At 71.1% G+C, this 13543-nt stretch carries 8 protein-coding genes; 3 read left to right on the top strand and 5 right to left on the bottom strand.

All coding sequences use genetic code 11. From position 1 onward, the window contains the following. The first annotated feature begins 15 nt into the window (after window positions 1-15). From IFU30_RS01915 to IFU30_RS01905, 3 genes are all read left to right on the top strand, one after another. Window positions 16-1758, top strand: a complete 1743-nt coding sequence (locus IFU30_RS01915; protein WP_192004118.1) for a DUF5605 domain-containing protein — start codon at window positions 16-18, stop codon at window positions 1756-1758. Window positions 1759-2112: 354 nt separating this feature from the next. After that, entirely contained in the window at window positions 2113-2463 is a 351-nt protein-coding gene (locus IFU30_RS01910) for a hypothetical protein (protein ID WP_079704496.1), read from the top strand. 115 nt (window positions 2464-2578) lie between these two features. Continuing rightward, entirely contained in the window at window positions 2579-4210 is a 1632-nt protein-coding gene (locus tag IFU30_RS01905) for a beta-N-acetylhexosaminidase (protein ID WP_192004117.1), read from the top strand. 168 nt (window positions 4211-4378) lie between these two features. Here IFU30_RS01905 and IFU30_RS01900 read toward each other — a convergent pair whose 3' ends face one another. The 5 genes from IFU30_RS01900 to IFU30_RS01880 form a co-directional block, all read right to left on the bottom strand. Then, window positions 4379-4879 carry a DUF2087 domain-containing protein gene (locus IFU30_RS01900; protein ID WP_342450787.1) on the bottom strand — a complete coding sequence of 167 codons (501 nt, stop codon included), beginning with the start codon at window positions 4877-4879 and terminating at the stop codon, window positions 4379-4381. 64 nt (window positions 4880-4943) lie between these two features. After that, a complete protein-coding gene (locus IFU30_RS01895; RefSeq protein WP_192004115.1) occupies window positions 4944-5630 on the bottom strand; it encodes a 4'-phosphopantetheinyl transferase superfamily protein in 687 nt (228 codons plus the stop codon). Continuing rightward, window positions 5623-6630, bottom strand: coding sequence for a hypothetical protein (locus IFU30_RS01890; protein WP_192004114.1), 1008 nt, complete (start codon window positions 6628-6630; stop codon window positions 5623-5625). Before IFU30_RS01890 ends, IFU30_RS01895 begins: the two co-directional genes overlap by 8 nt. Further along, complete coding sequence (locus IFU30_RS01885) at window positions 6631-8748, bottom strand: MMPL family transporter (RefSeq protein ID WP_192004113.1); 2118 nt, start codon at window positions 8746-8748, stop codon at window positions 6631-6633. A 35-nt stretch (window positions 8749-8783) separates the two neighbouring features. Then, window positions 8784-13487, bottom strand: a complete 4704-nt coding sequence (locus IFU30_RS01880; protein ID WP_192004112.1) for a type I polyketide synthase — start codon at window positions 13485-13487, stop codon at window positions 8784-8786. Between the last annotated feature and the right edge of the window lie 56 nt (window positions 13488-13543).

Here is a 13543-nt window from a genome sequence, read left to right as displayed (position 1 = left end):
GATCACAGGAGATCCATGTTCGACCGCAGTTCCGCCTTCGGAGACGTCATCGAGAGCCCGGCGGGTCGCACCGTCCTCGAGCAGTTCCTGCCCGGCATCGCCGCCTCGCCGATGGCCAAGCAGTTCCGCAGCATCCGTCTCGGGCAGCTGTCGGCGATCGTGCCGGAGCTGCAGGACGATGCGGCGAAGGATCGTCTCTGGGCGGCGCTCGCACAGGTCGACGACGGTCCCGACGCCCGCGCACCCTACGGCGCCGCGATCGAGCCCGCTCCCGACTACGAGGGCCAGGACGTCCCGCGCGGCTCGGCGACCCTGACGGTCCCCGGCGACGTCCCGCAGTACGGCGTCGTCGAGATCCGGCTGGACGGGCCGTCGCACGGCAACCCGTTCGTCGACGTGGAACTCGGCGCGACGTTCACGAACGGCGCACGCGAGCTCACCGTCGGCGGGTTCTACGACGGCGACGGCCGGTACCTGGTGCGGCTGCTCGCCGAGGAGCAGGGCGAGTGGTCGTTCACCACGAGCTCGACCGCCCGATCACTCGACGGCGTCGCAGGCGCGTTCACCGTGTCGGCCGCGGCGACGGGCAGCCACGGACCGGTGCGCGTGGACGGCTTCCACTTCGCCCACGCCGACGGCACCCGCCACCGCCCGCTCGGCACGACCGCCTACGCCTGGACGCACCAGCTCGAGGAACTGCAGGAGGAGACGCTCCGCGCCCTCGAAGCCGCGCCGTTCACGAAGATCCGGATGTGCGTGTTCCCGAAGTCGTACCTCTACAACGCGAACGAGCCGGAGACGTTCCCCTTCGTCGGCTCACTCGCAGACGGGTTCGACCACGAGCGCTTCGACCCGACGTACTGGGCGAACCTCGAGCGGCGCATCACCCAGCTCGGCGCGCTCGGCATCGAGGCGGACCTGATCCTCTTCCACGCCTACGACCGTTGGGGCTTCGCGGACCTCGGTCCGGCCGTCGACGAACGGTACCTCCGCTACGCCGTCCGCCGGCTCACCGCGTTCGCGAACGTGTGGTGGTCGATGGCGAACGAGTACGACCTGCTCTGGGCGAAGACGAACGACGACTGGGAGCGACTCGCGGCGGTCGTCGGCGCGGAGGACCCGCACGGCCACCTCAACTCCATCCACAACTGCCAGGGGTTCTACGACTACACGAAGCCCTGGATCACGCACTGCAGCGTGCAGCGCGTCGACGTCTACCGGACCGCGGAGAACACCGACGCCTGGCGCGAGCAGTGGGGCAAGCCGATCGTCATCGACGAGTGCGCGTACGAGGGCGACATCGACCAGGGCTGGGGCAACATCACCGGCGAGGAGATGGTGCGACGGTTCTGGGAGGGCGCGATCCGCGGCGGCTACGTCGGCCACGGCGAGACCTACCTCAACGACCGGGAGGAGCTGTTCTGGTCGAAGGGCGGTCCGCTCATCGGTTCGAGTCCCGACCGCATCGCATTCCTGGAGCGCATCTCGGCGGAGTCCCCGACGGGCGTCCTCGACCCGCTCCCCGGCGACTGGGACGTGCCGTGGGGCGGGGTGGCCGGCCGGTACGTCATCGGCTACTTCGGCTTCAACCGGCCGCGGTTCCGCAACGTCTTCCTCCCCGAGGGCGAGTTCCACGTCGACGTGCTCGACACCTGGAACATGACGGTCGAGACTCTGCCCGGCACGTACACCGGTACCGTCCGGGTCGACCTGCCCGGCCGCCAGTTCATGGCGGTCCGCCTCCGCCTGGTGGAGTAGCCGCCCGCCCGGCCGCCGGGCCCGGACCCGCCCGGTCACTGAGCCGGGCGGGTCCGGTCACCGAGCCCGCCTCCCCCGGCCACCGAGCCGCCCTCCCGCGGTCACTGAGCCGCATCCCAGGTCACTGAGCCTGTCGAAGTGCCGATCTGCCCTCCCCGCTCGCTGGCCCACCGGCCACCGGTCACGAGGCCCACCCTTCCCCGGTCACTGAGCCTGTCGAAGTGCCGAGCAACCCTCCCCCGCAACCCCGTCTCCACAGCGTTGACACGTTTGTTCGGACCCTTTACAGTTGTCGGGCATTGACGCAACCCCCGTTGCAACATGCGCAATCGCCCGACGACTGGAGTGCGGCCCATGGATCACGGCACCGGCACCATCCTCCCGGGCGGCGTCCTCCGCGGCACCGCCCTCACCGCCCTGCTGCCCACCTGGGTGACGGGCGGTGGCGGCGACGCCGTCATCGACCGTCTCCGGGACGACGCCATCGTCGACGAACTCGAACGCGCCTTCGCCGAGCCGCCGTTCGACGAGCGCGTCGACTGGTCCGCTGTGCGCATTGCGCAGGTGTCGCACCCCGACCTCCGCGAGCTCGTCGGCCGCAGCATCGCCGAGCTCGCCGCCGAGGCCGGTCAGTCGCCGCTCACCGTCGTCTCGGATACGCTGATCGCCGACCGGCTCACCACCCTCGTCGACCGCCCGTCCTGACCTCCACCATCCGGGACCTTTCTCAGGAGTCCTCCGGCGTGTCACCGGGTTCCCGGCCAGCCGCGCCGCAGATGTCCTGAGAACGGCCCATCAGCATTCGAGGAGAGAACCACCGATGCTTCCACTGCCCGTGTCCATCCAGCAGCACGACGGCGCCTTCACGCTGAGCGAGACGACGGGGCTCGGCGGTGACCGCCGCTTCTCGGCCGCGACCCGCTGGTTGCGCGGGGTGCTGCAGACGTCGACCGGGTTCGACCTCGACGCACGGATCGACCTGCGGACCGACAGCATCGCGTTCATCCACGACGACACCGTCGCGGCCGGCGGCTACCGGCTCGTGGTCGACGCGGACGGTGTGCGCATCGTCGCCGCCGACGCCTCCGGCGCGTTCTCCGGCGCGGTGACCCTGACCCAGCTCCTCCCCCCTGCGGTCAACCGCCGTGCGCTCGTCCCCGGCGTCGACTGGACCGTCCCGGCGACGACCATCGACGACGCCCCGCGCTTCGGGTGGCGCGGCGTCATGCTCGACGTGGCCAGGCACTTCCTCCCCACGTCCGACGTGCTGCGGTTCATCGACCTCGCCGCGCGCCACAAGCTCAACGTCCTCCATTTCCACCTCACCGACGACCAGGGCTGGCGGATCCAGATCGACGCGTTCCCGAAGCTGACCGAGGTCGGCGGGTGGCGGACCGAGAGCCAGCACGGCGCAGCACGGCACGCTCCCGGCGACGGCCGCCCGCACGGCGGCTTCTACACGAAGGACGACCTGCGCGAGATCGTCGCCTACGCCGCTGAGCGGTCCATCACGGTCGTCCCCGAGATCGACCTGCCCGGTCATGCGCGAGCGATCATCGCCGCGTACCCGGAGCTGGGCGTGCCGGATGTGGCGCAGGACGCGGACGAGCCGTCGGTGTGGACGAGGTGGGGCATCAACGAGGCGATCCTCGACATGGGCGAGGAGACGGTCGCGTTCTTCCGCACCGTGTTCGACGAGGTCATGGAGCTCTTCCCATCGACCTTCATCGGCGTCGGTGGCGACGAGGCGAAGAAGACCCGCTGGGCAGCGAGCGCTCGAACGCGAGCCCTCATGGCCGAGCGCGGGCTCGACTCCGTCGAAGCGCTGCAGGCGTGGTTCATCCGGCAACTCGAGGCGCACCTGTCCGCCGCCGGCCGACGCCTGTACGGCTGGGACGAGATCCTCGAGGGCGGCGGATTGCCGAAGGACGCGACCGTCGCTTCATGGCGCGGCGAGTTCGGTGCGGTCGCCGCCGCACGCCAGGGGTACGACGTCATCGCCTGCCCGGACGACCGCGTCTACCTCGATTACCGCGAGTCGGAGCTGCCGGGTGAGCCGATCCCGGTCGGGCCACCGCTGACCGTCGCGGAGGTGTACGCCTTCGAGCCGGTGCCGGCTGAGCTGACGGAGGCGCAGGCCGAGCACATCATCGGGGTGCAGGCGAACATCTGGACCGAGCACATGGACTCCGCCCGCGTCATCGACTACCAGGCATACCCGCGGCTGTGCGCCCTCGCCGAGGTCGCCTGGGTCGGCCGCGAGCGCGACCTCGCGGGCTTCGAGGCGCGGCTGCAGCAGCACATCGTCCGCCTCGAGGCCCTCGGGGTCGAGTACCGCCGCGCTTCGGGACCGTTCCCGTGGCAGGAGCGTCCCGACGCCGAGGGTCGGCCGTCCACCCGCGAGCAGCGGGCCGCCCTCGTGGAGGAGCTCACGAAGGACATCCGCGCCTGACGCCGGCCGGCGGGCCGTGGACTTGCCGCAGGTCACTGAGCCACACCCGGTCCCTGACTGTCGAAGGGCGGCCCCGCAAGCCCCCGCACGCACTTCGACACGCTCAGTGACCGGAAGAGGCCCACCGTCGCGCGCACCGGTGCCTGAGCCTGTCGAAGGGCGGCCTCCTCAGGTGACGAGCGCGTACTCGGTCCCCGAGCGCGTGCGTTCGACGAGCTGCGCGTCGACGAGGTACCGCCGGAGCACCGCGACGTCGTCGTGGAACGCGGACAACCGCTCGTTGATCTCGGCTTCGTCGACCACCTCGCCCGGCTGGAGCGCTGATGCCGCGACGCGCTGCAACAGCGCCTGCCGCTCGTCCGGATTCGACGGGTACTGCACGATCCGACCGTCGACCAGGAAGCGGTCGATCCCTTCGCGCTTCGGCGGTGCGGCGGCCGCGAGGAGGTCCCGGAACACCCTGCCCGAAGTGCGTCCGTCAACATCCAGCAGGCCCACCCGAGACAACGTCTGAACGCTCTGCTCGGCCCGTCGCACAGCACGCTGGGTGGCGCCGAGGTCGGGCTCCTGCCCGAGGACGAGTTGCGCGTACACCGTCCGGGCGTCGTCGTTCGCGAGGGCGGCGGCCAGTGCACGCCAATCCGTCGTCGTCCGTTCCTCGTCCGGCACTACCCATCCTCCTGCGGTCGACGACATCGTCCTCAACGGTACCCGCGTCGACCGGAACAGCCGATCACCCGTCCTGTCGCTGCGAGGCCGGGACGATGACGACGCTGCAGAGGTGGGTGCCCACCACCGACCATCGTCCGGCGAAGGTGCGCGGCGTGGTCGAGCGCGCGGTCCGACCGGCCGGCACGACGACCCGCGCATCGAACGACCCACGATCCGGGTGGATCACCACCTCACACGCCGTGTAGTCGACCCACCGGCCGGTGAGCGGGTACCACGCCTTGAAGACGCTCTCCTTGACGCTCCACAGCACGGCGCTCCACGCGACGGCCGGATGGCTCGAGGCGAGCCGCGTGAGCATGGACGCCTCACTCCCGCAGACGATCGTCGCCGCGACGGCGGGATGGACGGGCCGGTGCACCTCGACGTCGATCCCGATGGCACTCGCGACACCGACGCGACCGACCGCTGCGATCGTGAAACCGGGGCAGTGCGAGAGACTCCCGACGAAGCCGGTCGGCCAGACCGGTTGCCCGCCCTCCCCCGTCGGGATGTCCGCGGAGCGCTGGCCGAGCGTCGCGAGTGCCGCCCTGGCGCAGTCGCGCGCCGAGCGGGATTCGGTGCTCTGAAGAGCCTGAGTCGGACGGTCCCCGAACGGCCCGGGTGCGGTGCCGACGGACGCCGAGACGACGACGCCCGACGGCACCTGCATCCGGAGAGCGTCGACGACCGCGGCTGCGGATTCAGCCACCCGACCGACGCGGGGACGCCACGCGCGCCGCGGGGTCGGAGGCGGGGATGCCGACCCGGAACCAGGCGACGAGCTGCTCGTCCCGGGCGATTTGCCAGCGTTCTTCGAGCATGGCTCTGGTCTCCGGACAGTCGAGCGGCGCGCTCTGGGGATGCACGTACAGGCCGTGGCGCTGGAAGCCGAGCCAGAGCCGGGTGAGCAGTCGCCCTGCGGCGAGTTCCTGTGGAGCCTCGGTGGGACTGACCACGCCGAGGACGGTGCCGGAGCCCTGGGTCGCGGAGGCCGACATCCTCGCCAACAACCCGGGCAGCCCGACGCCGCGAAGCGCGCGGAACACCCGCGGGCTGATCAGCGTCCGCAGGCCGGCTCGTTCGACCTTCGACAGCACGAGCATCGCGTCGTTGAGTCCGTCCTCGCCGTAGTCGGGGTGACGCGGCGACAGGCGGGTCCACCGGTGGAGCTCGGCGACGATCGCCGCGTCGCCGAAGAACCACCGGTTGGCTCGGATGAGGAACGGACGGGCGTCCCGGGTCGGTATCGAGACGAGCCGGAACCCCGCACGCTCCGCCTCCGCAGCGGCCGCCGTGAGGACGTCGGGCGGAGGAGCGCCGTCCCGCCATCGCCCTCGCCAGACGCGTCGTCCACGGACGTCCGCCGAGGAGAACGTCGTCTGGTAGCCCTCCGGGCGGCGCGAGAACCGGCCGACCTCATCGGTCTCCGCGTCACCGCCGGTGGAGGCCTCGAAGCGCAGTCCGACACCGGCCGACGCCGCACAGATGAGGAGTGACTCGACGAACGCTCCGAACGACAGCAGCGTGTCGCGTCCTCGCGGATCGCTCGCGCCGAGGGTGCGAGTGCGATCCCGGCGGAGGACGAGTTCGTCGCCCTGACGGTCCACGCCCCACGGCTGCGTGTTGTGGGCGTTCGCCGCACGAGTCGCCTCGGACACGAGCGCCGAGAGGTCGTCATCGGCCGACAGGCCGCTGAACCGCGCGTCCATTCAGCCCTCCGTGATCCCGATGCGACGGTGGATCGCCGCGAGCCACCGCGGCGCCCACCAGTTGTATCGTCCGGCGACGCGCATGAAGACCGGGACGAGCACGCCGCGGATCAGGATGGCGTCGATGAGGATCGCGATACCGGTACCGATGCCGAGCATCTTGATGATCGACACCCCGGAGGTCGCCATGGCGAAGAACGACACCGCGAGGATCGCCGCAGCGGCCGTGATGATCGGGCCGCTCGCACCGAGCCCGCTCCGCACCGCCTCCGCGAGATCGCCCGTGGCACGGAACCGTTCCTGGATCCGCGCGAGGAGGAACACCTCGTAGTCCATCGAGAGCCCGAAGGCGATGCAGAACAGCAGGATCGGGATCGAGATGGCGATGGGCGACGGGGTGAAGCCGAGCACGTCCGACAGATTGCCGTCCTGGAAGAGGAACACGATGACGCCCAGGATGCCGACCAGACCGACCACGTTCAGCACCAGCGCCTTGATCGGGAGCAGCACGCTCCCCGTGAACAGGAAGAGGATGATCAGGGTCATGAGCGCGATGGCCGCGGCGGCGAACGGCAGACGCGCCGAGATGGAGTCACCGATGTCGATCATCTGCGCCGCGAGGCCACCGACCAGGACGGTCGAGCCGGCTCCAGGGTCCACCGCACGGACGTCGCGGACGAGCTCCGAGCCCTCGGGCGAGTACGGGACGACGTCGGTCGCGACCTGGAGCCAGAGCGCCGAACCGTCGCGGAAGTGCTGCTCCGTCCGCGCGTCGGCCGGGGCGACGAGGCGTCCGTCGACGAAGCTGCCGAGGGACGTCGTGACGGCCTCGACGCCCGCGATCGAGGAGAGTTCGGTGGCGTACTCCTCGAGCTCGCGGTCCGTCCCCGCCCAGTCCTCGGTGACCACGGAGACGGCGTCCGCCTCGGCGACGTCGAAGTCGGACCGCATGATGTCCGCCACGACACGACTCTCGGCGTCGGCGGGGAGCACTCGTTCGTCGGGTACCCCGAACTCCGCGTGCGCGAACGGCGCGGCCATGGCGATGAGCAGCGCGATCACGGGCACTGCCAACCACGGACGGCGATACGCGTGGTCGCCCACCCGGTACCAGAACCGACCCTCGGCCCCGGCCGGGCGCCGCGAGCGCAGACGGCCCCAGTCGATCCGGCGGCCCAGGAGGGTGAGGGCTGCGGGCAGCAGGACGACCGCGCCCACCACGGAGCAGGCCACGATGACGAGTCCCGCGATGGCGAACGAGCGCAGGAAGTACTGGTCGAACAGCATCAGCGTGGCGAGCGCCGCGGCGACGACGACGCCGCTGAACACGATGGTCCGGCCGGTCGTCCGCCGAGCGATCCGCAACGCCTCCTCGTCGGTGGCTCCGCCCGAGCGTTCGTCCCGATAGCGGGTGAGGAACAGCAGGCAGTAGTCGATGGCGAGTCCGAGGCCCAACGCGGTGACGAGGTTGACTGCGAACAGGGAGACCGAGGTGAGCTGCGCGACCACGTTCAGCAGGCCGAGGGAACCGAGGATCGTGACGCCCGCGACGCCGACGGGCAGCAGCGCGGCCACCACACCGCGGAACGCGAAGAACAGCAGCACGAGGGTGATCGGGATGGCGATCGTCTCCGCGACGATGATGTCCGTCTTGACCTGCGCGTTCAGGTCGTCGTTGATCCCCGCGATGCCGCCGAACCGGACCGTGGCCGACGTCACCTCCTCGGTGATCGTCCCGCGGAGCGCGGTGGTCGCGCGTTGCACGGTGTCCTCGTCTCCGGCGAGCGCCACGAGCACGACGCCGCGGTCGGTGTCGCTCCGCAGCTGCTCCGCGTCGGCGTAGGAGCCGGTGACGCTGGCGCCGTCCACATCGTCAACAGCGCCGACGATGTCGTCGAGCGCCTCCCTGCCGGCGGCGCTGTCGAGTCCGTCGGAGACGTCCACGACGAGGACGAGTTTCGGGTCGCTGCCGGGGAACCGGTCGGCGAGCACGTCCGCTGCAGCCACGGAGTCGGACTGCGGGTCGTCGAACCCGCCCGTCTTGAGGTTGTCGAGGACGTCGGCCCCCGCGATGCCCGCCACGATCGCGAACACCAGGCCGATCAGGAGCGTGATCACCGCCCGTCGTCTGGGAGTCGTTCTGGAGTGGTTCGTCATGCGGATACCTCGATGTCGTGGGTGATGCGGTTGAGTTCGGATGCCGTGATGTCCACGACCCGCTGGATCTGCTCGGCGGTGTGCTCCGCGGTGATGAAGAAGCGGAGCCGCGCCTGGTCGTCCGGTACGGCCGGGTACAGGATCGGGTTGACGCTGAAGCCGTGGTCGAAGAGCGCCGTCGCCAGGGCGAGCGCCCGTTCCGAGCTGCCGACGATGCACGGCACGACGGGCGAGTCGGCGCTGTCGCCGATGTCGATGCCGGCGGCCCGGGCCGTCTCGCGGAAGCGGTCGGCGTTCTGCCGCAGGCGGCTGAGGCGCTCGGGCTCGTCGCGCATGAGCCGGAGGGCGGCGAGCGACGCGGCCGCGTTCGCCGGGGTGATGCCGACGCTGTACACGAACCCGGGCACGGAGTACTTGAGGTAGTCGACCGCGGCGGCGGTGCCACCGACGTAGCCGCCGCATCCGGCGAGCGACTTCGACATCGTGCCGCACCAGAGGTCGATGTCCGAGCGGTCGACGCCGAAGTGTTCGCCGACCCCGCCCCCGTTCGCGCCGACCGTTCCGATGCTGTGCGCTTCGTCGACGAGCACCAGTGCGCCGTGCCGCCGCTTCAGCTCGATGAGCTGCGGGAGCGGCACGAGGTCGCCGTCCATGCTGTAGACGCCCTCCACGACGATGAGGACTCGGCGAAACCCGCCGCGGATCGCGCCGAGGAGCTCGTCGAGCGCGCTCAGGTCGTTGTGGGGGAAGGACCGCCGGGTGGCTCCGGAGAGTTTCGCCCCCTGGATGATGCTGTCGTGCGCGAGGCTGTCGTGGACGATGAGATCGCCCGGTTCCACCAGGTGCCCGATGACACTCACGTTCGTCGCGTGGCCGCTCACCAGGGTGAGCGCGGACTCCACCTGGAGGAGGTCGGCGAGCTCCTGCTCGAGCTCGGCATGGATCGGGCGCTCACCGGACAGGAACCGACTGGCGGACACCGAGCTGCCGTATCGGGCCACGGCGTCGGCGATCGTCTCGGCGACCACGGGGTGGCCGGTGACACCGAGGTAGTTGTAGCTCGAGAAGCTCACGAGCTGGGCGTCGCCGATCGTCGTCGTCGCGTCGATGATCCCCTCATGGAGCAGGAAGTAGGGGTTGCGGTCCGTCTGCTGCCGGCGTTCCCGCATGGCGAGCGCCTCCGGGAAGCACTCGATGCGGGCGTCGGCCTCGGCCCATCGGGTCGGGCGGTCGGCCGGCGCCGGGAAAGCGGCAGGCACCGGTTCCGTCTCGACCCGCGGAAGCCGGTGCTGCGGCTCCTCGGCGAACGGGTGCAGCAGGGAGCCGACGCCGTCCAGCACCTGCTCCACCGTGGGCCGCCCGGCGAAGCGCTCGCCGAGCTGGGCGGGGGTCGGCAACGATGGCCACTCGGTGTGCAGCTGGGTGATCAGCTCACGCATCATCAGCGAATCGAATCCGAGCTGTTCGACGAGGTGCATGTCGGGCCGGATCAGGTCCAGCGGGAACCCGCTGATGCGCGACACCATGCCGAGGATGACCGCGTCGGACTCGGCGCGATGCGACCGGGAGGCTGCGAGGCCCATCCGGGCGACCACCTCCGCCTGCGGCGAGCCGGGTTCCGTGGACCAGCGGAACGGATGCGTCGACACGGGCACGTGACCGGCCTGCCCGGAACCCTCGATGAGGCTCAGCTGGCGGTTCATGAGGGCGAGCAGTCCGGGCAGGTGGTCGGCCTGGGCGTCGGCGGCTCGCGGCTGGATCGGCGGTCGTGCCGACGGTCGTCCGGCGAGGGGGGAGGACGGCAGATCGCGAGGGTTGTGGTGCATGGAGTGGGGATCCTGTTCGACGGGGGAGGGTGGTCGGTGCGGTTCAGATGTGGGTTCTCGGGGTGTGGTCGTCGGGTCGGAGGCGTCCGGTCGGACGACCCAGTACGGCTCGGTCGGCAGCGGCGCGATCGGCAGCGCCACACCCGCGGTGTCTGGCGGGACGAGCGATGACAGGTCGAGGTCGGCTCCCAGCACCGTCAGCCGGCCGAGCAGTCGGAGGAAGGTCGCCGCGCCGTCCGGCGCCGACGCGCTGCTCGGGATGACGTGCACGTCGGGCGCATCGCCCAGGGAGCGCCGGATGGACCCGAGCAGCGCCGAACCCCCACCGATCTGGACGTAGACACCGACGTCGGATGCGGACGCCGACTCGATCGCCTCGCGGAACCGCACCGTGGAGAAGACGTTCTCCTCGAGCTGACGGCCCAGCTCCTCGCTCGTCTCCACCGCGCGGCCCGTCACGGTCGACACGAGCTGCACCTGCGGCGCGCGAGGCCGGAATCGCGACAGGTCCGCCACGAGGGCCGGCCGGATCGGCTCGAGCAGGGGCGAGTGGAACCCGGTGGCGACGCGCAGCGGGTGTGTCGACACCCCGTGCTCGACGCACCGTTCCGCAACGGTGCGCAGGGCCTCGCCGGTTCCACTCACCACCGTCTGCCGGGGATCGTTGGCGGCCGCGATCCACGCGTCGTCGATGCCGCTGAGGAGCGCTGCGGCCCGCTCGGCGTCGCAGCCGAGGGCCGTCATGCCGTCGCCGGGTCGCGTCGCAGCCGACCGCATGTGGTGTCCGCGGACCGCGGCGAGCCGCACGGCGGCGGGCGCCTCGAGCGCGCCCGCCGTCGCCATGGCGGGCAGCTCACCGACACTGTGCCCGATAACGAGGTCGGGCTCCACGCCGATCTCGCGCAACTGCGCCACGGCCGCGAGCGCCGTCACCGCGAGCGCGGGTTGGCAGACCTCGGTGGACGTGAGACGGTCGACTCCGGAGGGGGTGTCGGCGTCGGCCGCGGAGAGCGCCGCGAGCACATCGACCCCGGTCTCGTCGAGCACCTGCTCGTTCAAGGTCTCGGCCGCTGCACGGAAGGCGGGGAATCGATCGAGGAGGTCCGACTGCATCCGCGGGGTCTGGCTACCCTGCCCGGGGAAGACGAAGGCGATCCGCTGAGCGGCCTCGTCGACACGGACACCGGTGCAGACGTCCGCGGAGATCACCCCGGTGGCTCCGCTAGCGAGCTGCTCCACGGCGACCGACAGCCCGGAGATCAGCTCGGCGGCGGTGCGGCACACGATCGCCAGACGGGTGCTCGCGAGCGAGCGGAAGCTCAAAGTCCGTGCGAGGCCGGCGATGGACGGTGCGTCGGCGGCGTGGAGGACGGCGAGGACCGCACGGAGGTGCTCGCCGAGCAGCGTGGGGTCGGCGGCCGAGAACACGAGGAGGTGCGGGAGCGTTTCGTCGGCCGCTCCCCCAGCGGCACGCGGACGGACTCGACCTGCTCGCGTCGCCGGGGATTCGAGCACCACGTGCGCGTTGGTGCCGCCGAACCCGAACGAGCTGACGCCGATGAGGCCCAGACCGTCGTCGCCCGGGTCGATGGTGCGGGAGGCGAGCGCAAGGCGGCCGTCTCGGAGGGTCTCGGCGTGGGCCTCGGAACGCAGGCGGGGCTGCCCGGGGACGACCCGATGCCTCGCCATGAGCGCTGCTTTGACGATGCTGGCGATCCCGGCCGCCGCCATCGTGTGCCCCACGAGCGCCTTCACCGCCGTGACCGTGGCGGTCCGATGCGGCGATGTCCCGAGACGACGCAGCGCCGCCAGCGATTCCAGCTCGGTGCGGTCGCCCACCGGGGTGGCCGTGCCGTGCGCCTCGACGACGCCCAGGTCGGCGGGGTCGGCAGCGGCGTCCTCGTAGGCCCGGCGGAGCGCTGCCAGCTGTCCGTCGGTCGTCGGCGTCATCGGCCCTTCGGCCCGGCCGTCGTTGGACACCCCGGAGCCGCGGATGACCGCGTAGACGTCGTCGTGGTCGTCGATGGCGGCCTCGAGCGGTTTGACGACGATCATGCCGACGCCCTCTCCGAGGAGGAATCCGTCGGCATCGCCGTCGAACGGTCGGCACACGCCGCTCCGTGACAGCGCACCGATCCGGGAGAAGGCGACCATCGCATCCGGGACGAGGCTCAGGTTGACACCGCCGACGAGCGCCGCCGAGCACTGCCCGGACCGGATGGCGGCGATCGCCTGGTGGAGCGCGACGAGGCTGCTGGAGCACGCGGCGTCGACCGCGAAGCTCGGGCCGCCGAGGTCGAGCGTGCTGCTCACCAGCGCCGGCCCCATGTTGGGCAGGCATCCCGGCATCGAGAACGCGTGGAACGGGCGCACACCGGCGACGCGCGCGCCCATCGCCGCCGTGAGGTCGGGACCGGCGTGTTCCGCGTGGACCGAATCGTCGCCGAGGAGTTGCGCCCGGATGCGGAGCGAGGAGAGTTCGCGGTAGTCGTTCGCCGCCATCCCGACGAAGACGCCGATGGACGACCGGTCGATGCGACGACGTTCGAACCCGGCGTCGATCCAGGCGGCTCGCGCTGCCTCGAGGAGCAGGCGATGTTGCGGGTCCATCGCGTGCGCCCGGCTGGGTGGGATGCGGAAGTGCCGTGCCGCGAACTGCTCGACGTCGTCGATGAAGGAGCCCTGGTCGGAGTAGGCGTGATGCACCGCTCGGGGGTCGTGCGGCGCGAAGAAGGAGGCGTGATCCCATCTCGAGCGGGGGACGGCGGAGCCGCTGCGTCGGGCCGCCAGGATGTTGCGCCAGTACTGGTGGGCGTCTGCCGCGCCACCGAAGCGGGCGGACAGGCCGACGATGGCGAGTGGTCGAACGGGCACGACGAGAGAACCTCCGAGGGTGTTGATCGCGGATGGAACGAGGGGGCAGGTCGGCA

This window comes from Plantibacter sp. CFBP 8798, assembly GCF_014841195.1.
Classification (GTDB): Bacteria; Actinomycetota; Actinomycetes; order Actinomycetales; family Microbacteriaceae; genus Plantibacter; species Plantibacter auratus.
Note: the sequence above shows the minus strand (reverse complement) of the source record. Positions and strands in the feature narration are given on the sequence as shown.